Annotated in this window: 22 protein-coding genes; 11 read left to right on the top strand and 11 right to left on the bottom strand. The window is 41.0% G+C overall.

All coding sequences use genetic code 11. From position 1 onward, the window contains the following. Positions 1 to 51 precede the first annotated feature (51 nt). Positions 52 to 2,700 (bottom strand): DUF7133 domain-containing protein, encoded by a 2,649-nt coding sequence (locus KO529_RS07605; protein ID WP_215947319.1) that lies wholly within the window; start codon positions 2,698 to 2,700, stop codon positions 52 to 54. Positions 2,701 to 3,073: 373 nt separating this feature from the next. Here KO529_RS07605 and ccoS point away from each other — a divergent pair, with 373 nt between their 5' ends. The 8 genes from ccoS to KO529_RS07565 all read left to right on the top strand — a co-directional run bounded on the left by ccoS (position 3,074) and on the right by KO529_RS07565 (position 10,331). Then, the gene (ccoS, locus tag KO529_RS07600) at positions 3,074 to 3,280 is read left to right on the top strand and encodes a cbb3-type cytochrome oxidase assembly protein CcoS (RefSeq protein WP_215947318.1); all 207 of its coding nucleotides are present in this window, start codon (positions 3,074 to 3,076) and stop codon (positions 3,278 to 3,280) included. Positions 3,281 to 3,282: 2 nt separating this feature from the next. Further along, a complete protein-coding gene (ccoN, locus tag KO529_RS07595; RefSeq protein ID WP_215947317.1) occupies positions 3,283 to 5,484 on the top strand; it encodes a cytochrome-c oxidase, cbb3-type subunit I in 2,202 nt (733 codons plus the stop codon). 3 nt (positions 5,485 to 5,487) lie between these two features. Next, entirely contained in the window at positions 5,488 to 5,685 is a 198-nt protein-coding gene (locus KO529_RS07590) for a cytochrome C oxidase subunit IV (protein ID WP_072863023.1), read from the top strand. Continuing rightward, the gene (locus KO529_RS07585; RefSeq protein ID WP_215947316.1) at positions 5,682 to 6,560 is read left to right on the top strand and encodes a cbb3-type cytochrome c oxidase N-terminal domain-containing protein; all 879 of its coding nucleotides are present in this window, start codon (positions 5,682 to 5,684) and stop codon (positions 6,558 to 6,560) included. The genes KO529_RS07590 and KO529_RS07585 overlap by 4 nt, the downstream gene beginning before the upstream one ends. A 66-nt stretch (positions 6,561 to 6,626) precedes the next feature. Next, positions 6,627 to 8,045, top strand: a complete 1,419-nt coding sequence (gene ccoG, locus KO529_RS07580; RefSeq protein WP_215947315.1) for a cytochrome c oxidase accessory protein CcoG — start codon at positions 6,627 to 6,629, stop codon at positions 8,043 to 8,045. Between the two features lie 79 nt (positions 8,046 to 8,124). Beyond that, a complete protein-coding gene (locus KO529_RS07575; protein ID WP_215947314.1) occupies positions 8,125 to 8,583 on the top strand; it encodes a FixH family protein in 459 nt (152 codons plus the stop codon). 36 nt (positions 8,584 to 8,619) lie between these two features. Then, entirely contained in the window at positions 8,620 to 9,321 is a 702-nt protein-coding gene (locus KO529_RS07570) for a sulfite exporter TauE/SafE family protein (RefSeq protein WP_215947313.1), read from the top strand. Positions 9,322 to 9,461: 140 nt separating this feature from the next. Beyond that, positions 9,462 to 10,331: a PIG-L deacetylase family protein gene (locus tag KO529_RS07565; protein WP_215947312.1), complete on the top strand. Its 870-nt coding sequence runs from the start codon at positions 9,462 to 9,464 to the stop codon at positions 10,329 to 10,331. A 28-nt stretch (positions 10,332 to 10,359) separates the two neighbouring features. Here KO529_RS07565 and KO529_RS07560 read toward each other — a convergent pair whose 3' ends face one another. The 3 genes from KO529_RS07560 to hemN form a co-directional block, all read right to left on the bottom strand. Beyond that, entirely contained in the window at positions 10,360 to 11,427 is a 1,068-nt protein-coding gene (locus KO529_RS07560) for an amidohydrolase family protein (protein WP_215947311.1), read from the bottom strand. 153 nt (positions 11,428 to 11,580) lie between these two features. Further along, on the bottom strand, positions 11,581 to 12,402 hold the full coding sequence (locus tag KO529_RS07555) for a universal stress protein (protein WP_215947310.1): 822 nt from the start codon (positions 12,400 to 12,402) through the stop codon (positions 11,581 to 11,583). 54 nt (positions 12,403 to 12,456) lie between these two features. Next, positions 12,457 to 13,818: an oxygen-independent coproporphyrinogen III oxidase gene (gene hemN / locus KO529_RS07550; protein ID WP_215947309.1), complete on the bottom strand. Its 1,362-nt coding sequence runs from the start codon at positions 13,816 to 13,818 to the stop codon at positions 12,457 to 12,459. 274 nt (positions 13,819 to 14,092) lie between these two features. Here hemN and KO529_RS07545 point away from each other — a divergent pair, with 274 nt between their 5' ends. Next, positions 14,093 to 14,983, top strand: coding sequence for a nucleotidyltransferase family protein (locus tag KO529_RS07545; RefSeq protein ID WP_252734342.1), 891 nt, complete (start codon positions 14,093 to 14,095; stop codon positions 14,981 to 14,983). A 12-nt stretch (positions 14,984 to 14,995) separates the two neighbouring features. Next, positions 14,996 to 16,069 carry a phosphotransferase enzyme family protein gene (locus KO529_RS07540; RefSeq protein ID WP_215947308.1) on the top strand — a complete coding sequence of 358 codons (1,074 nt, stop codon included), beginning with the start codon at positions 14,996 to 14,998 and terminating at the stop codon, positions 16,067 to 16,069. Positions 16,070 to 16,091: 22 nt separating this feature from the next. On the opposite strand, the gene KO529_RS07535 is transcribed toward KO529_RS07540, so the two are convergent. From KO529_RS07535 to KO529_RS07520, 4 genes are all read right to left on the bottom strand, one after another. Beyond that, positions 16,092 to 17,108, bottom strand: coding sequence for a LacI family DNA-binding transcriptional regulator (locus tag KO529_RS07535; protein ID WP_215947307.1), 1,017 nt, complete (start codon positions 17,106 to 17,108; stop codon positions 16,092 to 16,094). Positions 17,109 to 17,232: 124 nt separating this feature from the next. Continuing rightward, complete coding sequence (xylA, locus tag KO529_RS07530; protein WP_215947306.1) at positions 17,233 to 18,558, bottom strand: xylose isomerase; 1,326 nt, start codon at positions 18,556 to 18,558, stop codon at positions 17,233 to 17,235. Positions 18,559 to 18,568: 10 nt separating this feature from the next. Then, entirely contained in the window at positions 18,569 to 20,047 is a 1,479-nt protein-coding gene (locus KO529_RS07525; protein ID WP_215947412.1) for a xylulokinase, read from the bottom strand. 295 nt (positions 20,048 to 20,342) lie between these two features. Further along, positions 20,343 to 20,927 (bottom strand): precorrin-2 dehydrogenase/sirohydrochlorin ferrochelatase family protein, encoded by a 585-nt coding sequence (locus KO529_RS07520; protein ID WP_215947305.1) that lies wholly within the window; start codon positions 20,925 to 20,927, stop codon positions 20,343 to 20,345. Positions 20,928 to 21,227: 300 nt separating this feature from the next. Between KO529_RS07520 and KO529_RS07515 the strand changes: the two genes are divergently transcribed. Continuing rightward, positions 21,228 to 23,513, top strand: a complete 2,286-nt coding sequence (locus tag KO529_RS07515; protein WP_215947304.1) for a GH92 family glycosyl hydrolase — start codon at positions 21,228 to 21,230, stop codon at positions 23,511 to 23,513. Between the two features lie 131 nt (positions 23,514 to 23,644). On the opposite strand, the gene KO529_RS07510 is transcribed toward KO529_RS07515, so the two are convergent. From KO529_RS07510 to proC, 3 genes are read right to left on the bottom strand one after another with little or no spacing between them, the layout of a single operon-like run. Further along, positions 23,645 to 24,847 (bottom strand): glutamate-5-semialdehyde dehydrogenase, encoded by a 1,203-nt coding sequence (locus KO529_RS07510; RefSeq protein WP_215947303.1) that lies wholly within the window; start codon positions 24,845 to 24,847, stop codon positions 23,645 to 23,647. Between the two features lie 25 nt (positions 24,848 to 24,872). Continuing rightward, positions 24,873 to 25,643, bottom strand: coding sequence for a glutamate 5-kinase (proB, locus tag KO529_RS07505; protein ID WP_215947302.1), 771 nt, complete (start codon positions 25,641 to 25,643; stop codon positions 24,873 to 24,875). Between the two features lie 3 nt (positions 25,644 to 25,646). Continuing rightward, positions 25,647 to 26,453, bottom strand: coding sequence for a pyrroline-5-carboxylate reductase (proC, locus tag KO529_RS07500; protein WP_215947301.1), 807 nt, complete (start codon positions 26,451 to 26,453; stop codon positions 25,647 to 25,649). Positions 26,454 to 26,577 lie beyond the last annotated feature (124 nt).

Genomic DNA, 26,577 nt, shown 5'->3' with positions numbered 1-26,577 from the left:
CTTTTGTTATTTAAGATCTCAATTAATTTAGATCTAGGAAAGACCCCTCCCCTATTTCTGTTGCTCCAAATACGCTACCAAAGAAGCCATTTCTTCATAACTGAGTGCATTCACCAGACCAGAGGGCATCATAGAGGTCTCCAACTCCTTTCTTTCAGCGATATCGGATTTCTTAAGTTGGGTTGCCGTACCTGCAATATTTCTTATGGTGAGATCGGTGGCGGATTCCTGGGTTACAAACCCTACATAATTATCGCCTCCATTAGTCTGTATCTGAACCGTTGAAAATCCTTGGGAAATAGAGGCATTCGGCTTCAAGATAGACTCAGCGATCTGCTCCCTGTTCATTATAGAACCTATTTGCCCCATAAAAGGACCCTTCATTACTTCCCCAGAGGATACACTGTGACAGGTAAAACAAGCCTGGGTCTTAAATATTTCCTTTCCTTTTTCCGGATCACCCTTAATCTTTTTCAAAGCGATCATGATATCCTCAATGGAAGCCTCCCCGATCTGTCCTTTCTTATTTTTGATCTTTTCAAGGTCTACCGCTGGCATATCTTCCTTGGGAGCTGTAATTTCCACGGTACCAAAATCATCAATCGCCAATCGGTACTTACTGTTCAATTCTGCGTACAGTTCCTTTTCATCTTCCGAAGACTTTTCCCATTCCCCTTTTAAAAATGAACGTATTACCGGGGTGTAATCCCATTCTACCGTTTTATAGTAAGGGCCATGGGTATCTGGACGGGTGCTCCACCACCAGGAAGTATCATAAGGCGCCTCTTTGTGGTAAATACGCGCCAATGTATTGATTATTTTATTCTTGAAAACGGCATCTTCCGTATTTTCATATGCCTTTATCATTCCATCAACAACCTTAGGGCTATGCATATATCGCATTGCCCAAAGTGCCATTTCCCGCTGATCGGTATTTAAAGCACTGACGCAGGCGTCCACAGCATTTAATTTAACCAATGCCTTAACGGCCAAGTGCGGAACTATAATTTCGGCATTTGGCCTTGCATGAGGTCCTTCGGTGCCCATTTCGGGGGCTTTAAAGGAATTTGGAACCGGAATCTCCAATAAAACATTGGCCACTTCCTTTTTACCCAATCTTCCCAAACCAACAATAGCTGCCGCCTTTACTCTATCTGAGTCGGATTTCAGTGCATTGACAAATGGTTCTGTAGGTACTTTTTCAATGGTACCCAAACGGTCCGATAAGGCCCTCAAGGCAAATTCTTGAACTTGTGGGTCTTCCGATAATGTAACCAGACGGTCAATTCCACCTTCCCTGGCCAATTGGGCAAAAGTGAATATAGCTGCGGCACGTACCTCCAATGACAAAGAACTGTCTTTTGCCAACTTCCATACTTTATCGGCCCCTTTCCCTCTCCTTATCAATTCGTATTGGGCACTTAAGCGAGTCTTGGCATTATCTGCCTTTAATAAATCTACCAAACTACCTGTCCAATAAAAATCCTCTAAATTGGGGAATGGTTCGTAATTATAGTCTTCAGGCAAAACCCTGACCACATATCCTTTATCCGGACTTCCGGAATATCCGGCACCATCCCAAGCCGAAAGGTACATAGCACCTGCTGCATCCACATCCACATCGGTTATTTGCGGCAGTTGGATAAACTCTTCCTCATCCTGTATAAAACTGGCCTTATTTTCAGTAAGCCTATGGAAATAAAGATAGCTTCTACCCCAATCTGCCATCATGGGAACATTATTGTACTTTTCAGGCCAACGGTTGTCGTTCATATAAAGGGACCCTGTTCCGGAGCCACCACCAACATCTACCAAGGCGGGAAGGATCTCTTCCGTAAAATGCTTGAACAGCACAGGGTAACCATATTCCCCTGATTGTATCTGGTGAATAAATCTTATGTTCCAGCCACCACCATCATTGGTATTGCCCCTGGTGTAAATATTCATAAAAGGATCAATGGCCACGTCGTATATATTGCGTAACCCATGGGTATACACTTCCATTTCCGTTCCGTCCGGACGTACACGCAATACACCACCGCCCAACATGGTCAATTGTGTTCCATCACGATCCGTGGCATTGTGAAAACCGAAGTCGCCCACGGCAATGTATATCCATCCATCTATACCCATCTGTATACCGTTGGTTGCATGATCTGTTCCTCTATCCGCCAGGTATTTGGAATTGCTCAAATTCTTTATTAAGACCTTTGCTGGGCCATCGGCCACTCCATCCTTGTCCTTATCTTCAAATACCACCAAGTCCATATTAAAGGCCTTCCCTGTCTCGGGCGAAAAAGTAGTATGCAAAACAAATACCTGATCCCCAATGGCCAAGATGCCCCTCGGGTTATCCACCTGCGCAAATTCGGTATAGGAATCCATTATTCCGTCGTGGTTACAATCTACCAAACGTTTTATAAACCCTTTGTTCATCTCTTTCCCAAGGGAACCCATCATATCTACCCCAACAAAAACCTCCCCGGTAGCCGCTACAGCCATACAGGCCGGACTTGGTGTTAGGTCGGGACCTGAAAATCCAGTAATATCCAAATCTTCGGGCCAATTCAGAACCTGGGCCAAAGAATCGGCAGAAGGATAATTTACTACCTCTGTACTTGGTGTGCATGGGGCCTCACTATGCTTACAACTAAAAAATATAAAACTTGAAAATAAAATAAATCCTGCCTTTTTAAACATATTCAATTCCGTTAAAATTTATAATTAACCCCTAGGGAAGAAAAACCAGTTAAGGTTTACCGGATTTTCAACAAAGTAGCGGCAAAACTAAAAATCTTTCCCATAAATCCATGACTAAATTGAATTATTATGGGTAGAAGAACATTATTTTAGATGAATCCCTATTACTAGTGTCCTGCACAATCTTAATTGAAACCTTTATTTTTTTAAAGTTTCGAATGAGTATTTTACATTAATAATTAGGATATTTGAAAGGAGGCTACTTTTAAAACGTTCTTGGGGAGAAGAACTTGTAATATTTTTTCAAAAGCTGATAAATGTCATATTATTCCATTACCCCCATGTTTAGTTTTACGCCCTAATTCAGGTAGGTATGAGTGTTATTTATTTATTGTTGACATTGAGTATTGTTGTAGCCGTCATTTTTTTTGCGGCTTTTATTATTGCTACCAAGAGTGGTCAATATGATGATTCCTATACCCCATCCGTTCGTATGCTCTTTGAAGATGAACTTGTAAAAAGTTCTTCCGAGAAGACCGAAGAAATATCTAACCAAAAAAGTGAAAGTCAAAAATTGTAATTATGGAAGTACAACAGTTTTATTACGATAACAAAATCGTAAAAAAATTCCTTTATGCAACTATGTTTTGGGGAATTGTAGGAATGTCGGTAGGTTTATTACTTGCCTTTATGTTTCTTTTTCCAAATTTAACCGATGGGATATCCTGGTTGAGTTTTGGCCGTTTAAGACCTTTACACACCAACGCGGTTATTTTTGCCTTTGTGGGAAATGCCATTTTTGCCGGCGTTTATTATTCTACCCAGCGTTTGTTAAAGGCGAGAATGTTTAGCGATGCCCTAAGTAATTTTAATTTCTGGGGATGGCAAGCTATCATAGTAGCAGCGGCAATTACCCTACCCTTGGGTTACTCCTCATCAAAGGAATATGCTGAGCTGGAATGGCCTATAGATTTAGCCATTGCGGTGGTCTGGGTAGCCTTTGGCTGGAACCTTATCGGGACAATGCTAAAGAGAAGACAGCGCCATTTATACGTGGCCATTTGGTTCTACCTGGCCACATTTGTAACAGTTGCAGTACTTCATATCTTTAATAGTCTTGCCCTACCGGTTAGTGCGTTTAAAAGTTACTCGGTATATGCCGGGGTACAGGATGCACTGGTACAGTGGTGGTACGGGCACAACGCAGTTGCCTTCTTCCTTACCACACCTTTCTTGGGATTAATGTACTACTTTGTACCCAAAGCAGCCAATAGGCCTGTATATTCCTATCGATTATCGATTGTACACTTTTGGTCCTTGATATTTATCTACATCTGGGCCGGACCTCACCACTTACTATATTCCACTTTACCGGAATGGGCCCAAAATTTAGGGGTAGCCTTTTCTATAATGCTGATCGCACCATCCTGGGGAGGTATGATCAATGGACTTTTGACTTTACGTGGAGCTTGGGACAAGGTAAGGACAGACCCGGTTTTGAAATTTATGGTTGTCGCCATTACCGGTTACGGTATGGCCACTTTTGAAGGTCCAATGCTTTCCCTTAAAAATGTAAATGCCATAGCGCATTTTAGCGATTGGATTATTGCGCACGTACACGTAGGAGCCTTGGCATGGAACGGATTCTTGACTTTCGGGATGATCTACTGGTTGGTTCCTAAAATGTTCAAGACCAGATTGCACTCCCTTCCCATGGCCAATTTCCATTTCTGGATCGGCACATTAGGAATCATACTTTACGCACTTCCCATGTATGTTGCTGGTTTTACCCAGGCTTTAATGTGGAAAGAATTTAACCCAGATGGCACCTTGGCCTATGGTAACTTTTTGGAGACTGTAAATGAAATTATCCCCATGTACTGGATGAGGGCCATTGGTGGCACCATGTACATTATTGGAGCAATTGTCATGATCTACAACGTAGTTGTTACCATTAAGCAGGGTACAAATGTTGAGGATGAACTGGCAGAAGCGGCCGCATTGACCACCGTATCCAAGAAAAGAACCGCTGGAGAAACTTTCCACACTTGGTTAGAGCGCAAGCCCATACAATTAACCATTTTGGCTACCATTGCCATTCTGATCGGGGGAATTATCCAGATTGTACCCACTATTCTGGTAAAATCGAACATACCGACAATTACAAGTGTTAAACCCTATACTCCTCTAGAATTGGAGGGGAGAGATCTTTATATACGGGAGGGCTGTGTTGGCTGTCATTCCCAAATGGTAAGACCTTTCCGAAGTGAGGTAGAGCGCTATGGCGAGTACTCCAAAGCTGGAGAATATGTATATGACCATCCTTTCCTATGGGGAAGTAAGCGTACCGGACCAGATTTATTAAGGGTTGGTGGGAAATATTCGGACAATTGGCACTTGAACCATATGTATGACCCACAAAGTACCTCTTCAGGCTCTATTATGCCCTCCTATTCATGGTTGGTGCGCAATAGGCATGACAGAAGTAACATTAAGACAAAAATGGAGACCATGGTTACCCTAGGAGTTCCTTATTCCGAGGAGGAGATTGCGAACGCCGAACAAGCTATGCTTGAGCAAGCAACCAAAATAGAAAAAAATCTATACTCAGATCCGGATTTCGCCAAAGGGTATGAGGAAGACAAAAAATATGCCGCAGAAAACGGGGAAGAATTCATAGAAATGAAGGATAGGGAAATTGTAGCCATGATAGCCTATCTACAACGTCTGGGAACAGATATAAAAATAAAGGAAACGGACGAAATAATTTCACAAAACAAATAAGTCATGCTAAAATTTGTAAAAGGTTATATGGAAAGCATAGATGGCGTTGCCACCTATCCCATGATATCACTGTTAATCTTCTTTTTGTTTTTTACCATTCTTTTCTGGTGGGTATTTACTGCCTCTAAAGAACATATAAAAGAAGTTAGCCAAATACCATTAGAAACAGAAGAAAACCAACCTAAAGAAGAATCGTTATGAGAAATATGTCACCTTGGTGGATAAGAGTCCCACTAATCTTTTTCCTAATCTTCGGATTGATGGAGTATTTTATTGACTCCGGGGACAAACCCGCATTTATTGAATATCCCATAACCCTCGTGTTTATGTTGGTGGTGTTGTTCATATTGGTGGGAATTGAATTGATTCTTAAATCAGTGGAAAACGTAATGTTCCAAACATTATCACCTGAAGCACAAAAGCGCTATTTAGAAACCAAATCCAAGCAATGGGAGTGGAAATGGGGTAAGGAATTCTGGAAAAAAATGACCGGAAACAAACCTGTTGAGGAAGAAAAGGAAATTATCCTGGACCACAATTATGACGGTATCCGTGAATTGGACAACAATCTTCCACCTTGGTGGGTGTATATGTTCTATGCCACCATAATTTTCGGTGTGGTTTACCTGGCCCGTTTCCACGTATTTAATGATTACACCCAGAACATGGAATATGAACAGGAAGTGGCCGAGGCCCAAATAGCTATTGAAGCCTATAAAAAAACAGCAAAAGGCCTGGTAGATGCCAACACGGTAGAACTATTGACCGAAGCCTCCGATATTAAGGCTGGTGGGGCAATATACAGTGCCAATTGTGTAGCTTGCCATATGCCGGACGGAGGTGGCGGTATTGGACCAAATCTTACCGACGAATATTGGATCTTGGGAGGTGGGGTGAAAAACGTTTTCCATACCATTTCAGAAGGTGGAAGGGATGGAAAGGGAATGATAGCCTGGAAACAAACCCTTAAGCCTGCCGAAATAGCCCAGGTAGCCAGTTTTATTCTCTCGGAAATAAACGGCAAGACACCTGCCAATCCAAAGGCTGCAGAAGGCGAAATCTGGACTGGAGAGTAGACACTTAAAACCTTATTGGGAACATTTTTACGCTTGCCCATAATTACAATAAAGTAGAACAAAGAAATGGCACAGGACCAGGACAATTTTAGAGACTCCATAGGAACAATTAATGAGGAGGGGAAAAGGGCATGGATATTTCCAAAAAAGCCAAGTGGCAAGTTTTATGAATATCGCAAGTATGTAAGTTATGTTCTTTTGGCATTTCTATTTCTTGCTCCCTTCGTAAAAGTGAACGGGAACCAGTTTCTAATGTTCAATGTTCTGGAAAGGCGTTTCAATATTTTTGGGTTTCCTTTTTGGCCACAGGATTTTCATCTTTTTGTAATTTCCATGATCATCGGGGTAATATTCATAGCGCTATTTACAGTTGCCTTTGGGCGAATTTTTTGTGGCTGGATGTGCCCCCAAACGATCTTTATGGAAATGGTATTCAGAAGGATCGAATTTTGGATCGATGGGGACCGAGGTGCCCAAATACGTCTTAGCAAACAGCCTTGGAACGCAGAGAAAATCAGGAAACGTGCCCTAAAACTGATTGTATTTTTCTTCATTTCCTTTTTAATAGCCAATGTATTCCTGGCCTATTTAATAGGTAGTGACCGATTGATAGAATATATCACCGATGGCCCATTACAACATGTAAGTACCCTGGTTTCACTTTTAATTTTTACTGCGGTATTCTATTTTGTGTTTGCCTGGTTCAGAGAGCAAGTATGTATCATAGCTTGCCCCTATGGAAGGATGCAAGGCGTACTTCTGGACAATAAGTCTATTGTTGTTGCCTACGACCATAAGCGTGGAGAGGCTGAAAACGGAAGAAAAAAGTTTAGAAAAGGAGAAGACAGGGAAGCTCTTGGACATGGTGACTGTATTGACTGTTTTCAATGCGTAAACGTCTGCCCAACAGGTATAGATATAAGAAACGGAACCCAGTTGGAATGTGTCAACTGTACAGCTTGTATTGATGAGTGCGACACCATAATGGAAAAGGTAAACCTTCCCAAGGGACTTATCCGGTATGCCAGCGAAGACAATATTGAGAAAAAGTCCAAGTTCAAGTTTACACCCCGACTAAAAGGTTATACTGCGGTACTTGTAATTCTTACCGGAATCTTGATCGGAATGCTGTTTTTAAGAAATGAGGTGGAAGCAAATATCTTAAGGCTACCAGGTCAACTGTACGAGCATAAGGAAGACAATATCATCAGCAACGTTTATACGTATAAATTGGTAAACAAAACCACCAAGGATATACCCAACGTAAGCTTTAAGCTGATATCGCACAAAGGGACCATCAACCTGGTTAGGCATGAACTTTTTACGGTACCCGCACAAGGATTGGCGGAAGGCACCCTATTTGTAGAAATAAACAATTCGGCTTTGGAAGGTGACAAGAACAAATTGAGTATCGGAGTCTATAGTGGGGATAAATTAATTGAAACGGCTACGGCCAGATTTTTAGGCCCCAGAAGCTATAAGTAAATTAAAGAAGATAGGTGAAACACCTAAAAAACGAATAGATTTTCCAATGTAAAGGAAATCGAAACTAAATAAAAAAGCCATGAAAATTAATTGGGGAACCGGAATTGTACTAGCCTTTATAGGGTTTATAAGTTTTATACTGTTTTTTGTTGTTCGAATGAGCATGGATAATAAAGCCAATCACGATTTGGTAACAGAGAATTACTATGGAGCGGAATTGGGATATCAGGATGAAATTGATGCAGAAAATAATTCGCGTACCAAAGAAGTAGACCTAACATTGGAAACAACCGATAAAGGTATAAAAGTGGTCTTCCCTAACAACTTGAGTATAGAAAATATCAAAGGCACAGTGTCCCTATACAGACCATCTAACAAGCACTTGGATTTTGACTTACCTGTAAGTCTATCCCAAGACTATTTGCTCATACCTGACAATCGTTTGTTGGATGGTCGCTGGGACATTAAAGTATCCTGGGAATACAATGGTGAAGCCTATTTGTTTAAGAAAAAAATAACCTATCGCCAATACAAATAAAGTGTGTAAACACTATTAAGGTCAATACCTATAACTATGTTGTTATCTGCCGTAATTTTGGGTCTAATGGGAAGCTTCCACTGTGTTGGAATGTGCGGCCCTATTGCCTTTATGTTACCGGTAGATCATAACAAACCGGCCAAAAAATTATTTCAGGTCTTTCTTTACCATATGGGCAGGCTTACCTCCTACAGTCTAATAGGTCTTATTTTTGGATTTTTGGGCAAAGGACTTTATGTCTTTGGCCTACAGCAAAGACTTTCCATTATCATCGGAGTCCTGATGATTGTTGTAATCCTTATTCCTTATAAAACCTTTGGCAAATACAATTTCTCCAAACCCATTTATTCCTTCTTGACTAAAATAAAAAGTCGACTTGGCAAGGAATTACAAAGAAAGAGTCCGGACACCTTTCTCACCATTGGCTTCCTAAACGGATTACTGCCCTGTGGATTGGTTTATATGGCCCTTTTTGGCAGTATTGCCACTGCCAACCCCTGGCTTGGCGCATTGTTCATGACCCTATTTGGACTAGGCACCATACCTTTAATGACCACTGCCGTCTATTTTGGCAGTATGTTAAAAGGCTCGGCAAAAAAATCGGTTCAGCGATTGATCCCGGTTTTTGTAATCCTCGTAGGACTGCTATTTATTTTAAGGGGAATGGGACTTGGTATCCCCTATATTTCTCCCGAACCTGTCATGGAGGTTGTTGACAGCACCTTGGAATGTCATTAATTCTCCTTTCCGCCAGCCTTTTAAACTTGTAGTGTAGCTAAAAATAATGTAAATTTCAGGTACATAGGGTTCTAGCTTTAGTAAGCATGCCCAATCAATTTTTGCATAGTGCATATTCACCCAACCACAAACATACTCCAATGAAGAAAATCATACTTCTATGTTATCTCCTTTTAAATTGGACGGTATTATTTTCACAGAACGAAAAAATAAACGTCATCGTTTTTGGCGCACATCCCGATGATTGCGATATCGACACCGGGGGTACGGCTATTTTACTCGCCAAGATGGGCCACAATGTAAAGTTTGTTTCCTTGACCAACGGTGATGCCGGTCATTATGCCATGGGCGGTGGGGAACTTGCCAAAATAAGAATTGCAGAGGCCAAGGAAGCTGGTAAAAGGTTTGGGGTGGAATATACGGTATTGGACAACCATGATGGGGAATTGATGCCTACTTTGGAAAATCGACTAAAGGTGATACGTGAAATTAGAAAATGGAATGCCGATGTGGTCATTGCCCCTAGACCCAATGACTATCATCCGGACCATAGGTATACAGGGGTTTTGGTACAGGACGCCGCCTATATGGTAATAGTTCCCAATGTAGCCCCGGAAGTGCCACCGCTCCAAAAAAATCCTGTTTTCCTTTACTCGGAAGATAGTTTTCAAAAACCCAGTCCGTTCGAACCCGATATCGCCGTAATTATCGATGCTGTTTTTGATCAAAAAGTGTATGCCATGTCGGCACACAAATCACAATTCTTTGAATGGCTTCCCTGGACAGCAGGAAATTTGGACAAAGTGCCCAAGGATGATAAGGGCAGATTGGAAATGTTGGCCAATTGGCGATCACAACCTCCCAAGGAGGCCCTCCTTAAATGTGCTGAAAAATGGTACGGGACAAAAGCTTCCAGCGCCAAACATATAGAGGGTTTTGAAATATGTGAGTACGGCAAGCAGCCCACTGATGAAGAAATTAGGACTCTTTTCCCCATGCTCCAAAAATAACTGCATTTAAGATAAAAGGCAATATTGCCTAGTCCAGGATTTTCTTGGCATTTTCGCTATATACTTTCTTCAAAACCTCATCGCTAAGACCCAACCCGTTAAACGACCAATGATAGGAAGATATATTCCGGTCATAAAAATGTTCATCCTCGCTTTCCAGAATACGAAAGGTTAATTCGTACATTTCCGGGTCGGTTCCCATATCGGTACCATAGACCAATTTATCCTGATACTTTTCATAAAAACGTTTCGTATAACGTGGAACTGCCGCCGTTTCCGCATATCTGGCAGAAATATCAGCGTACATATTATCATATTTATCCAAAAGTCTCCCCAAAATATCCAGATCATAACTACAATTAGCAAAGTGACAGGCAATAAAAGTGGTTTTTGGATTTTCCCTAACCGCATTTTCCAAGGTAGTAATTAGTTCTGCATGCGTTAATAGCCCTTCCCTTGTTGTATCTATTCTCCATTTGTATGCATTCATCAGCCCATCATTATGGACATCCATTGGTTCGTACATCCACATGGGATCAGCCACATGAAAACTCACCGGCATGCCCAATTCACCACATTTTTCCCATAATGGTTTCATCCTCTTATCATCGGCATGCATTCCTTTTGCCGGTGTTGGCTTAGAGTAAAAAAACCCAAAACCCTTATCGCCCAATTCACCAACGCCTTTTGCTCCCATCCTAAAACATCTTTCCAATTCCTTTACCGCGCGCTTGCACCAGCCTTTTTCTTCATAACCGGTAAAATCGAAGCCGCACCAAAGCTCAAAACGGTCCCCGTATTTGGAATAAAGATTAACGATATTGTCAAAGGACTTCCCTGTCTGATAAGTGAGTATAATAGATTTTGCAATCCCTGCCCGGTCCATTGTCTTCACCCAATCGCTTATTTCCTGTTCCGATTTTGGATAGGGATGCGAATGAAAATCCACCACAGGAAACTTAGCTTTGGAGACCTTGGTATTAGGGGTATTATAAATGGATACTGGCTCGTAATCCTTAAGCAGAATATCTTCTTGTGCTTTTACTGAATTGAAAATAAAAGCAGCACATAGAAAAATGAAGTAGTTAATTTTCATATCGAGTATCATGGGAATTGAACCGTGATGCTAGACCCCATGTATCTCAAATATAACAATTTAAACATTACGTACTACAAGCAGTTTAACCAATCCTCGGCATGGACTATGATGGCCAGGTTGGGTTCCTGGCCTTATTGATTTCCTAGTCCTCTAAATTTTAAAAGTGATAACGGGTATTTTGGAATGATTGGTCACATCTTCCCCTATACTTCCCATTAGGAAATGGGTCAACCCCTTTCTACCATGAGTGGGCAATCCTATTAAATCGGCATTCCTGCTTTCACTAAAAGCAAGTATTCCCCTCTCTACACTATAGTCGTTATAAATCTCGACTTCCAAACTCGCCTTGGCCAAATGCAGGAACCTATTAATTTTCTTAAAAGCATCCTTAGTGCTCAGAAAATTATCTCCTGGAGTATTTATATTTACCAAAATCAATTCAGCAGCCAGCTTATCCGCCAATTTCTTGGCCCTTTGAAAGGCTTCTAGATTTTCTTCCTCAAAATCACAGGCAAAAACAAATCTCTTTACCTCAAAACCCTCAATATAGTCTTTGATGACCAAAACGGGAACATTGGAATTTCTGACCATTTTCTCCGCATTGGAACCCACAAAAATTTCTTTGATTCCGTCGGCCCCCTGAGACCCCATAACAATTAGATCTGCCTGATGCTTTTCTGCTACCGCGTTAACTTCGCTATACACTTTATGATGCTTAACTATAGGGGTAATCTTGATTCCCTTTAGATATGGCTTTTCCAAAAATGTTTCAAACCTTTTTTCTGCCAATTTTATTAAGAACACGGCTTGCTCATAGTGCGCCTGCTCATTGGAGGAAACAAGGGCCTCCGACAATTCCAGCATATGCAGGACAAAAATCTCGGATCCGTATTTTGTAGCAATGGAAGCGGCCGTTTTAAGGGCATTTTCAGATTGTTCTGAAAAATCGACAGGTACAATAATTTTTTTCATAGATTTATTTTTACTGATTTTATTATCAAGAGTTTAAAAAATAGTCCAGCACAACTAAATAGTCATCGAAAACAATCTAGTATCCGGTGCCTTGCGATGCAGGAACAAATCGAACGCCATACACACATTGCGTACAAAAGGCCTTCCTTTTTCGGTAACATAAATACCATTGGAAACAATTTCCACCAAACCATCCAAAGCCATTTCCTTTAGTTTGTCCTTGACCTCATCCAATTCGTCAAACCTTTCATTTTCATTCACCCAGCTCGTCCTAAATTTACACATTAAATTTAAGATATGCCTGCGAATAACCCTGTCTTCTTCGGTTAAAATATGACCTCTATAAATAGGAATAATGTTACTTTCCACTAGGTGATGATACTCTTCCAGGCTTTTTACATTTTGCGCAAAGCTATCCCAACTATCACTTATACTGGAAATTCCCAAACCTACCATTACTCTGGTCTTAGAGGCGGTATAGCCCATAAAATTCCTATGTAAGGTTCCGTTCTCCATAGCCTTGAATAGCGAGTCTGTCTTTAGTGAAAAATGATCCATTCCTATTTCCGAATAGCCCACTTCAGCCAACAATGTCTTGCCCATCTCATACTGCTCCCGCTTCTCCTCCGCCGTTGGCAAATCCGAATCCTTATACCCTCTTTGTCCATTACCTTTTAACCAAGGAACATGTGCATAACTATAGAAGGCCAATCGATCTGGCATTAATTCCTTGGTCTTTAAAATAGTTTCGGCAACATCTTCCTTCGTTTGGAAGGGCAAACCAAAAATAATATCATGGCCTACGGAAGTATATCCTATTTCCCTGGCCCCTTGGGTAACATTTTTTACATTTTCAAAAGGTTGCAGCCTATGAATGGCAAGCTGAACCTTCTTGTTATAATCCTGAACCCCATAACTTACCCGTCTAAACCCGACATCATAAAGAGCCTTTAGATGTTCTTTGGTGGTGTTATTTGGATGTCCTTCAAAACTAAACTCGTAATTCTCTGCACGGGTGGCCGAGGTAAAAATACCGTTGATAAGCCTTGTCAAATTTTCCGGCGAGAAGAAAGTAGGGGTTCCACCCCCCAGATGAAGCTCCTTTATCCTTGGTTTTGTTTCAAATAGATCACAATAAAGTTTCCACTCCTTCAACACATCGCTGATATACGGATTTTCAACTTCATGCCGCTTGGTAATTCTTTTATGACATCCACAAAAGGTACAGAGGCTTTCGCAAAAAGGCAAATGGATATATAGACTTATGCCCTCCTCTTCGTTACTTTCATTAAAATTCTTGATTAAGGTATTTTGCCATTGACGGCCAGAAAAAGATTCCAGATCCCAATAGGGAACCGTAGGGTAGCTGGTATATCTGGGACCGGGGATATTGTATTTTTGAACTAAATTGGTCATAAGCTATTGTTGTTTGCAATAGCCACAAAAGTAGCATGACACGGACTTTAAAAATATGACACTTATCAGGTTTCACTATCATCCATAAACTAAGTCCCACGATTCCAGACCATTTAATTGCCGAAATAATCATTCTTCTCAAGGATTTGAAGCCTGCCTTAATTTAAATAATCGTTAAAAACAGTACAATTAGAAACTAATTTTTTAAATAATCCGTTCTAGAAGCCCCTTTATGATAAAAACTATATTTTTGTAAACTTAAAAATAACCAATTATGACATTACTTTTAATGGCGGCCGGAAGTGGTAGCCGATATGGCAAACTTAAACAATTTGATGATTTGGGTCCTAAAGACGAGTTCCTAATGGAATTTAGTATCTATGACGCCCTGAAAAATGGTTTTGACCATGTAGTTGCCATTACAAAAAAAGAAAATGTAGATTTTTTGAAAGAGCACTTATCCAGCAGATTGCCAAAAAATATTAAACTGGATGTTTTGGCCCAGGAAGTAAACGATCTTCCGGAAGGGGTAACCTTTACAGGTGAAAGAGCAAAACCATGGGGCACGGCACATGCAGTATGGACCGCTAGAAATGTAATTGATAGACCATTCGCCATTATTAATGCGGATGATTATTACGGAAAAAATGCCTTTGAAAGTGCAGCCACTTTCATTAAAAACAATGGGAACAAAGAGACTTTTGGTCTTATTGCCTACATTCTAAAAAACACCTTATCGGAACACGGTTCAGTTTCAAGAGGTGTCTGTAAGTCAGAGAATGGAAAACTAACCTCCATAAACGAACATACTAAAATAGAGGCCCAAGATAATGTGATTATAGATACGGATTCAGGCACCAAATTTACCGGGGAAGAATTGGTCAGCATGAACTTCTGGGTATGTCAGCCTTCTATATTTCCATTTATTACAGAGTACCTCAAGGACTTTATCGGAAACAAGGAGAACCATGCCAAAGGGGAAATTTATCTTCCCTTCGCCATAAAGGAAATGATTGCAAAAAATCTGATAGATGTAGATGTAATTCCTTCCGCAAGTCAATGGTTTGGGGTTACCTATGCCAGCGATAAGGACGTGGCAGTTTCAGAATTACAGAGAATGACAGACAATAATGGGTACACCTCACCTCTATGGGACAATGTTTAGAATAGCTTATCCATGATTGAAAATAAAAATGTTGAGCTTAACGAGTTGTTGAAAAACTTCTCCATAGATAGGAAAACCTATGAGTTCCAAGGAATAAACCAGGGTTATATCAATGACACTTATTTGGTCCTGGACAATCATTATCCATTGTACATTCTTCAAAGGGTAAACCACAATGTCTTTAAGGATGTACATGGGCTAATGGGCAATATCGCCAACGCATTCCAACATTTACAGGACCAAAATTACACGGCCATTGAACTCTTAAAAACGGAATCGGACAATTCCTATTTTAAGGATGAAAAAACAGGATATTGGAGGTTGATGACCTATCTCAACAACACCACGGCCTATGACAATGCCACGGATACGGACATTGCATTCGAGGCCGGTAGGGTGGTAGGAAAATTTCATCAACTTCTGGCAGAGGCTCCCTTGGACAATTTTGTGGATACCATTCCACAATTCCATAATCTGCCGTTAAGGGAAAATCAATTTGAGGAATCCCTTCTATCCGCGAAAACAGAAAAATTGGAAACTGCCAAAAAGGCCATAGTTTTTGCCAAGGAAACCTTGGAAAAACTGAAAATTTTGGACAATTCCAAGTTGCCATTACGGGTTTGCCACAATGACACCAAATTAAACAATATCCTATTCTCCAAAGAAGACAATAAGGCCCTTTGTCTTATAGATCTGGACACCATTATGAAGGGATATTTTTATTTTGATTTTGGCGATGCCATAAGAACCGTTGCAAATACCGCTGCCGAAGACGAACAGGATCACGACAAGATTACTTTTGAAAGACCTTTGTTCGAAGCCTTCATAAAGGGCTTGGAGAGTAACGGCCCTTTTTTATACAAAGAAGAAATTGACCTTCTGCCTTGGGGAGCTGTATTTATGCCCTTCATCCACGGTTTAAGGGCCCTTACAGACTACCTGAACGACAATATCTATTACAAGGTATCTTACGAAAACCAAAATTTGGACCGCTGTTTAAGCTTGTTCGATTTCACCAATAAAGCCCTTCAAGAAATAGGGTATATGAACCAAGTAGTAAAAAAAGGGCTAACACCTAAGGTTTAATTTTTTTTGGTATCGGTAAAGTTTAAACCCTCTTGGTGGAATCCCTAACGATTAGGCTGGTTTTAATCACCTTGGTGGTGCAATCCATATATTCCTTGCTCTCTATCCTTTCAATAAGGACCTTGGCCGCAGTTTCCCCTATATAAGTACCGTGCTGACTCACTGCAGTAAGTGCCGGACTTACGTAGCGAGATAATTTGCCATTGGTAAACCCTATAACGGAAATGTCTTCTGGTACTCTATATCCCCTAGACTTTATCAATTTCAAAACCTCTACCGCTGTAATTTCATCCAAAGCCATTATACCATCTATAGACTTATAATTTAATAAAAAAGTCACCAGAACTTCCATATCGTCCTCCTTGCCTACCCTTAATATTAATTTATCATCAAAGGGAATATTAGCCTCTTCCAATGCTTTCCTATATCCTTCCACCCGCAGTTTCCCCACGCTGGAATGGTCAATAGCAGTAACCAGGGCAACCGTCCTGCAACCGAGATTTATAAAATATTTGGTGGTTTTATAACCGGCCTCAAAATCATCCACCACTACCTTGTCACATAGGATTTCATCCGAAACCCGATCGAACATAACCAAGGGAATCTGTTCGTCCAGGATATTCTGAAAATGATCCAGTTTGTTCTTAAACTGTGTTTCCTCTGCCATGGACACAATTAATCCATCCACAGTACCCCCGCCTAGAAATTCAAGTGTTGCAACTTCCTTTTCATAGGATTCATCGCTGATACAGCTAAGTAAAATATACCCGCGTTCGTTAGCTACTTTTTCAATCCCTGAAAATACCTGTGTAAAAAAATAATTGAGAATATTGGGCACCACAACCCCTATGGTCTTTGTTTTACGCTGCAATAAACTAAGGGCCACTTTGTTTGGCCTGTACTTATTATCCTTGGCAAACTGCTGTATTTTAGCCTTTAGTCCATCACTAATTTCATGACTATCGTTGATAGCCTTGGAAACCGTTGATATGGAAACACCAAAATATTGGGCAATCTCCTTTAGGGTTATTTTTTTCATAGAATCATCTTATCCCGAATTTCGGTAAAATAACTCCGTTTAGAATATTTTTAAAAGATTTTTTGAAAAAATCTTTAGATTACCCTAGGTCAATTGCCCAATTTCTTAAAACTATTTATGCTTGTTATATGTATTGATTGATGATGTTCTCGAACAGCTCCTGTTTTCCGCTCTGCAACTTCAATTCCCCATTTTCCTGGGCTATTTTGTAAAGGGCTTCCAGATTCAATTTACCATTCTCAAAGTCCTTCCCTTTTCCTGAATCGAAAGAACTATATCTTTCCGCAAGCATCTTCTCATAGGCAGAGGAAGAAATAATTCTATCGGCAGTAAGCAAAGCACGAGCAAAGGTATCTGCTCCTCCTATATGGGCATGGAAAACATCATCCAAATCCGTAGAATTCCTTCTTATTTTGGCATCAAAGTTTACACCACCACCTTGCAGTCCGCCTGCTTTAAGGAATACCAACATTGCCTCGGTAGTTTCTTGAATATTGTTTGGGAACTGATCGGTATCCCATCCATTTTGGTAATCCCCCCTATTGGCATCTATACTACCCAACATTCCGGCTTTGGCCGCCACTGCCAATTCATGTTGAAAAGTATGCTGGGCCAAGGTGGCGTGATTCACCTCTATGTTTATTTTAAAGTCTTTCTCCAACCCGTATTCACGAAGAAATCCTATAGCAGTTGCGGTATCAAAGTCGTATTGATGCTTGGAAGGTTCCATAGGCTTGGGCTCTATAAAAAAGGTACCTTTAAATCCTTGGGCTCTTGCATAATCCCTTGCCATTCCCAAGAATTGGGCCATATGGTCCAATTCGCGGCCCATATCGGTATTTAAAAGAGACATATAACCTTCCCTTCCCCCCCAGAAAACATAATTCTCGCCACCAAGGGCAATAGTAGCATCCAAGGCCAATTTTATCTGGCCCCCTGCCCTTGCCACTACATTAAAATCAGGGTTGGTAGCAGCCCCGTTCATATAACGTGGATTGGAGAAACAATTAGCGGTTCCCCACAATAATTTAATTCCTGAGTCGGCCTTTTTTTCCTTAAGGTAATCAGTAATTATTGACAATCTTTTCTCAGATTCCGCAAAAGTGGCTCCTTCCTGTATAAGATCAAAATCATGGAAACAAAAATAATCAAAGCCCATTTTACTGATAAACTCAAAAGCCGCATCTGCCTTGTCCTTGGCTGCCTGCACGGGGTCCAGAGACTGGTCCCAAGCAAAATTCTGGGTACCGGGACCGAACGGATCTGCTCCCTGCCCGCAGAAGGTATGCCAATATGCTATGGCAAACTTAAAATGCTCGCGCATGGTTTTCCCAGCAACCACTTGGTCTGGATTGTAATATTTGAATGCCATAGGATTATCAGATTCCTTGCCCTCAAATTTAATATCGCCTATTCCCTTAAAATATTCCTTGTTTCCAATTATTGCCATCTCTTATTTATTATTTAATGATTAGTTCCAATTCCTTTTTCCAATTCTCATACGCCTTTTGATAAGCACTTTTATCCTTCAAAGGTTTAAAAGTCTTAACATGGTCGTTATTGGTTATATAAGTTCCAAATTTTTCAAATCCCCCATCTTGAATTCCAGCGGCACGTGCAGCGCCAATTGCCCCTGTGGTATTGTAAATTTCAATTTCCTGTGATACTAGTGTTGCTACGGTATTGGAGAAAATTTCCGACCTGAACAAATTATCATTCCCGGCACGCATTACCTCAATGGATATGCCGTCCGATTTGAGGATTTCCATGCCATAGACAAAGGAAAAGGCTATCCCTTCCAAAGCCGCCCTACAAACATGTGCCTTGGTATGATTATTAAGGTTGATGTTGACCAATCTGGTCCCTACCTCCCTATTATTCAACATCCGCTCCGCTCCGTTACCGAAAGGAATTAAACATACCCCGTCCGAGCCTACTGAAATTTCGGAAGCCAAAGTATTCATTTCCTCATAAGAGTCCACATCCAAATTATTCAACAGCCAACGGTATTGAATTCCAGCTCCATTGATGTTTAATAATTTACCAACTCTAGGAGTTTTTTGGGTATAGTTGACGTGTGCAAAATTGTTCACCCTAGTACTCTCCTTACCAGAAAGATTATCGGTAACAGCGTACACTACCCCTGACGTACCGCCTGTTGCCGCTACCTCTCCGGGATTAAATACATTTAGGGACAAAGCATTGTTAGGCTGATCACCCGCTCTATATAGTATGGGCGTGCCAACTGCCAAGCCACTTTCTTGGGCCCCTTTGGCATCCACTTCGGATTGAAGTCCAAAAGTATCCACAATATCCGGAATAAAGGACTTGGGAATACCATAATGCCCAAGGAGCAGATCTGCCACCGAATCTTCCTTGAAATCCCAAAGAATTCCCTCGGACAATCCTGAAATAGTGGTATTGATAATATTGGAAAAACGAAAGGCAATATAATCTCCCGGAAGCATTAGCTTGTCTGCCGTCTTATAAAGCTCTGGTTCGTTTTCCTTTACCCATTTTAATTTAGAAGCCGTAAAATTTGCCGGCGAATTCAATAAATGGGCCTTACAGATGTCCTCGCCAATGTCGCCATAGGCCTTCCGTCCTATTTCCACCGCACGGCTATCGCACCAAATAATGGATTTCCTTACCGGCTCTCCCTGCTTGTCCACCAATACCAATCCATGCATCTGATAGGCAATACCTACTCCCTTTATTTGATTTTCCTCTACACCGTACTTTTGTTTTATTTTTTTAATGCCGCTACAGACATAACCCCACCATTCTTTGGGATCTTGTTCTGCCCAGCCATTTTTCACAGCGAGCATCTCCATTTCCGTTTCCGGCTCCTGTACTACCCCAATACTTTTTCCAGTAGCCACCTCTACCAAAGCCACCTTAATTGAAGAGCTGCCAATATCCAATCCCAAATAATACATATGTCTCAATATTTTAGAGGATAAATTCTCAATATGAAAATTTATGAAGATCCAATCAAATATATTAAAATCTATATCATCGCCTGCATATTGCCCCATAATGACCCCACAAGCAAGGTTGGGCAAATTATGAAATGTACCGAGAATTTAACATACAACTACCTGTATATTAAGTGGTTATATGTTTTTCGTGAATAATTATAATTTTTCGAAAACGCTTTCGTAGAATTTGGGATTGCAGAAGGCTTTAATCCTTCTTTAGGATGGCATACAGCATGAAAAGCTATTGATTGGATTACTTCTCTTTCTTGCTCACCAAACCTTTGGTAAACTCGTTCAAGGTTTCCACCTTTTCCTCGAAGTCACCTTTTATAGTTTTCCGGAATTCGTTTAAATTTTTTACCAGATCATCTATATTCTCTGGAATTACATCTTCAAAAAACTGTCGCAGGCGCTTAGCGGTAGTGGGCGATTTACCATTGGTGGAGATGGCCACCTTTACATTGCCCTTGGTGACAATCCCTCCCATGTAAAAATCACAAAAAGGTGGGTTATCGGCTACGTTAACTAGGATATGCCTTTCCCGGCAATCGTGATATACCTGTTCGTTTACAGCCACCTTATCAGTGGTTGCAATAACCATATGACGCCCTTCCAAGTACGTTTTATTGTACCAATCCTTGGTTATTTTTACTTGATGTTTTTTGGCAAGTTCCAATGTTTGAGGTAAAAATTCCGGTGCCACCATTTCTACTTGGGCGTGTGGGCTGGATTTAAGCATAAAAGTCAGTTTTTCCAGACCAACGTTACCTCCGCCTACTATAAGGATATTTAGCTGGGATACTTTTAAAAAAACAGGGTATAATTCATTCCTTTCCATATTGCCTCTTGTTTTAATCCAATACACATGCACCTACAATAATTGCTTTTTCCAATAAAAAAGCAATCCATTCAAAGATAAGACACAAAATGCTTGACCCTCTTTCATTTTGGATAGATTTTGCGATACACCTAGCTGTTTTTGTTAATTCCATAGAAAATCGTGTGTATATTTTTTATTGCCATGGTCAAAAGTGCTAATTTCGATATTCGCAATTCTAAACTAACTTTAAACGATGCCATTGGTTTTGTTTCTTAAAGAAATGTACCACTGGCAACATCACTGCTCAACAACTCTATTATGACCAATTACATCAACTTGAAAAATCTAACCTTATCCCTTTTGCTATTGCTTACCTGTACCACAAGTGCACAAGAACCAGTAGATTATGTCAACCCATTGGTTGGCACAGATTCCAAACCCAGCATGTCCAACGGAAATACCTACCCGGCCATAGCCATGCCCTGGGGAATGAACTTTTGGACTCCACAAACGGGAAAAATGGGTGATGGTTGGGCATACACCTACGCTGCAGATAAATTAAGGGGCTTTAAACAAACCCACCAACCCTCCCCATGGATGAACGATTATGGTCAATTTGCCATTATGCCACTTACTGGAAAATTACGCTTCACAGAAGACGACAGGGCCAGTTGGTATTCGCATAAATCAGAGATCGTAAAGCCTCATTACTATAGTGTTTATTTGGCCGACCATGATATTACCACCGAAATTACCCCCACGGAAAGAGCTGCAATGTTCAGGTTCACCTTTCCTGAAAATGAAAATTCACATGTGGTACTCGATGCCTTGGACAAAGGCTCCTATGTGAAAATTATTCCAAGCGAGCGAAAAATAATAGGATATACCACCAAGAACAGTGGCGGGGTTCCGGAAAATTTTAAAAACTACTTTGTGATGGTCTTTGATAAGGACTTCGAAACCACCAAGACTTTTAGCGGGGAGCAACTATTGGATGGTCTGGAGATTGAAACGGACCACGGAGGTGCCATTGTAAGCTTTAAGTCAAGGAGAGGCGAGGTCATTATTGCCAAAGTAGCTTCCTCTTTTATTGGCTATGATCAGGCTGAATTGAATTTAAAAGAGCTTGGTACCGATGATTTTGACGCTATAAAACAGAAGGGAAGGGCAGCTTGGAACAAGGAGCTGGGAAGAATCAAGGTAGAAGGCGGCAGTGTAGATCAATTCAGGACCTTTTACTCCTGTCTGTATAGATCATTACTTTTCCCAAGAAAATTCTTCGAATATGATGCTAACGGAAAAGTGGTGCATTACAGCCCATACAACGGTGAAGTATTGCCGGGTTATATGTTTACCGACACTGGATTTTGGGATACTTTTAGGGCCCTTTTCCCCTTTCTGAACCTAATGTACCCCGAACTCAACTCCCAGATACAAGAAGGTCTTGCCAATGCCTATAAAGAGGGTGGCTGGTTACCGGAATGGGGAAGTCCCGGCCTAAGAAACGTCATGGTAGGAAACAATTCCGCTTCCGTTGTAGCGGATGCCTACTTAAAAAATGGAATCGACCAAAATTATGACATTGCCACATTGTACGAGGCCCTCATCCATGGCGCCAATAATGCAGGCCCCTTAACAGCAGTAGGACGCGCCGGAGTGGATTATTACAACAAACTTGGCTATGTCCCCTATGACGTGGACATCAATGAAAATGCAGCCAGAACCTTGGAATATGCCTATGACGATTTCACCATTTATCAGTTGGCAAAAGCCTTGAACAAACCTAAAAAAGAAATCAACCTATATAAAAAACGAAGTCTGAACTATAAAAACCTGTTCGACCCAGAGACTAAATTAATGCGTGGCAAGAATAAGAACGGCGAATTTATGGCCCCCTTTAATCCCTTTAAATGGGGAGATGCCTTTACCGAAGGCAATAGCTGGCATTACACCTGGTCCGTTTTTCACGACATCCAAGGCTTGGCAAACCTAATGGGCGGCAATGAAGCCTTTGCCGCCAAGTTGGATGAAGTATTTTCATTACCACCAGTTTTTGACGAGAGTTATTACGGCTTTGTAATCCATGAAATACGGGAAATGCAGGTAGCCAATATGGGGCAATATGCCCATGGCAATCAACCAATTCAACACATGCCCTATTTATATAATTTTGCAGGACAACCTTGGAAGACCCAATATTGGGTAAGGGAAACCATGGATAGGATGTATACCCCGGCACCTGACGGATATTGTGGCGATGAGGACAACGGACAAACCTCTGCCTGGTATGTATTCTCGGCCATGGGGTTCTATCCGGTTTGCCCGGGAACAGATCAATATGTATTGGGGACCCCATTGTTCCAAAAAACAACTCTTGTTTTGGAAAACGGGAAGGAAATTAGCATCAATGCTCCTAAAAATAGTGCATCCAACAAATATGTAAATACACTGACCTTAAATGGAAAGACCTATTCCAAAAACTGGTTGAGCCATAAGGAATTGATGCAAGGGGCCGTTTTGGATTTTGAAATGACGGACACGCCAAACAAAGCCAGGGGAACCAAAAGCGAGGATTTTCCTTTTTCACTTTCCAATGAAAAATAGGCAATATTAGTGAAACTATTATAGAACATGTAACCTTCTACAAATCAAAAGCGGCGGACCTTTATACAAGCAAGAAATTGCTTTAGGACCGCCGCATCGATATATATACCCTTTTAGGGGTTATGGAATAATTAGGACATTCTTACTTGCCCGTCCCCATAAACGTAATATTTATTGGTTACCAACTGCTCCAGTCCCAGTGGACCTCTATGGTGCAGTTTATCCGTACTGATGGCCAGTTCCGCACCAACGCCCATTTGTCCGCCATCGGTAAATCTGGTAGAGGCATTGTGATATACTGCGGCACTATCCACCTGATCCATGAATTCCATGGCCAGCTCCTTATTCTTGGTCATGATGGTTGCGGAATGCCCTCCGGAATAGTTGTTGATCTTTTGAACCGCCGATTCCAAATCATCTACCGCTCCAACAACACATTTCATGGCCAGGAATTCTTCATACCATATAGACTCGTCTTCCACAACGCTATTTTCAGATAGCACCTCGGCAACTTTGCTATCCACGACAACTGAAACTCCCTGACCATTTAAGATAGTATTGAGCTCCTTTATCTTGTCGGAATAATTATCAATATTAACGTCAACCAGGATTTTATCCAGCGCATTACAGGCCGAGATCTTTTGGGTCTTCGCATTTAGGATTACCTCTAAGCTTTGTGCCCAATCCGCGTCCTTGTCCACAAAAAGGAAATTATTTCCCCTTCCACTGACCAATACCGCACATTTGGCATGCTCCTTTACAAACGCAATCAAGCGTTCCCCGCCACGAGGGACAATCAAGTCCAACTTTTCGGTAGGATTCCTCAAAAACTCCTGGGTCTCCTCCCTATTCATATGCAGCAGTTGGATCCATTGGGTATCCAAACCATTTTCCTTTAGCGCCAAGTGCCAACATTTCTCCAATTCAACATTACTGTGTACAGCTTCCTTTCCTCCCTTCAACAAAATTTTATTATTGGCTTTGAAGGCCAAAACAGCGGCTTCTATGGTAACATCAGGCCTGGATTCATAAATAATCATTATGGTCCCAAAAGGCGCTGTCTTGTTTTCAATTTTCAATCCATTTTCCAGGGCCTGTTCCGATTTTATTTTACCCACTGGATCTTCTTGCTGTAGCACCTCTTGGATAGCTGCAATCATTCCGTCCACCTTTTTATCATCTACGATGAGTCTATCGTACATCGCCCTGTCCGTTTTATCAAAAAGATCCAAATCTTTCTGATTGGCCGTTATTATTTCTTTCCTTTTGCTATCCAAAATCCGAATCATGGATCGCAACACCTTATTTTTAATATCCGTATTTAATAATTTCATTTGTTTTATTTTTCGTTAGCTTATGTTATACCGTAATCTTGGTACCCACGCTCTTCCCTTCCACAATATCCAGAATAACACGTTTTCTTTTACCATTGGCAATATATGTCGGGATATTCTTGGAGGCGGTCTGCTTCGCGATATTCAACTTAGAGCCCATACCCCCTCTACCTTCTGCTTCACCTTTGTCTATGGTCTTTATATATTTCTCCACGTTCTGGTCTACGCTCACATTCTTTATTACCTCGGTATCCTTATCATCTGGATGTCCTGTAAATAAGCCATCCGTATCCGTAAGGATGATCAATTTATCGGCTTTGGTAAGTTCCGCAACCAGACTGGCCAACTCATCGTTGTCCGAGAACATGGAGTTGGTCAAGGAAACAGCGTCATCCTCATTGGCAATTGGCACTACACCTTCTGCCAATAGGCCTTCATAACAATTAATCATATTATCGCGGTGGTTTCCAGGGTTAAAATCCCTTTTGGTTGCCAGCACTTGGGCACACTTCATTCCGTAATCTTGAAATATATTGTAGTAGTGGCGCATCATCCTAGGCTGGCCAATGGCCGAATACACTTGTCGCCTGGTGGCCTTGTCCGTAATCTGGCTCTCCCCCATCACTTCCATGCCGGCAATAACCGATCCCGACGAAACCAAAACCGACATTATATTGCGTTCGTACAATTCTGCTATCTGTTGTACCAAATGATCAAGAACAGGCTTAACGATCCTATTGTCCTTGTTGGTCATTACATTGGTACCCACTTTTATAACTACTCTCTGTTTATACATATCTTATTTTTCCTTTCCCAGCTCTACTGCTCTATTAAAAGCGGAATAGGCTGCTTCCTTTATAAGTTCCTTTACATTGTTATCTTCCATGGAATCCAATGCTGCCCTGGTTGTCCCTCCTTTAGATGCTACTTTATCCATCCACGAATTGGGAGAAAGATCGGATTGATTGAATAGGTCTACCGCTCCTTCAAAAGTGTGGCTTACCAACATCTTGCTGTCATTGGCCGAAAATCCCATTTTTAAGGCAGCTTCCATCATACTCTGCATAAAATAGAAAACATAAGCCGGGCCGCTACCAGAAATACCTGTGGAGGCATCAATGAATTTTTCCGAGCTTACCAAAATTGATTTCCCAGTCGTGTCCAATAAATTTTCTATGGTCAATAATTCTATCCTTGAAACTTCCTTGGAAGCCGTATATGAAGTTACCCCTTTCCCAATCTGAGCAGGTAAATTTGGCATAGCACGGACAATTTTTTGAAGCCCAAGCTGGTCTTGCATCGACTTTATTGTTACTCCGGCCATTATTGAAATAACGATTTGCCCCTCATTGACGAGGTTTTTCATCTTCTTAAATAAATCCTCGCTATGAAACGGCTTAACCGCAATGAAAATTAAATCTGCCTTGGGTACGCAATCCTCCAAATTTTCATGTACTTCAAAATGTAAAATCTTTTTTAAGGACAAGGTCTTTTCCTGGGAACTGTCCAAGATCATTAAATTTCTTTTCTTTAACAATTTTGATTTTGACATGGACTCCGCGTAGGTCAATCCCATGTTCCCCGCCCCAATTACTAATACTTTCATGTATTGTTTTTAAGTTAATACTTTAATTTACAACCCCATTTGCACAATAACCATGCGATACCCCAGTATTCCATATCGAGTTTAACTGTTGATATGATTTTAACATAGACAAAACCTATACATT

Origin of the sequence: Arenibacter algicola, from assembly GCF_018860365.1 — a bacterium.
Lineage (GTDB): Bacteria > Bacteroidota > Bacteroidia > Flavobacteriales > Flavobacteriaceae > Arenibacter > Arenibacter algicola_B.
The sequence above is the reverse complement of the archived record's forward strand: the minus strand, read 5'-3'. Positions and strand labels throughout refer to the sequence as shown.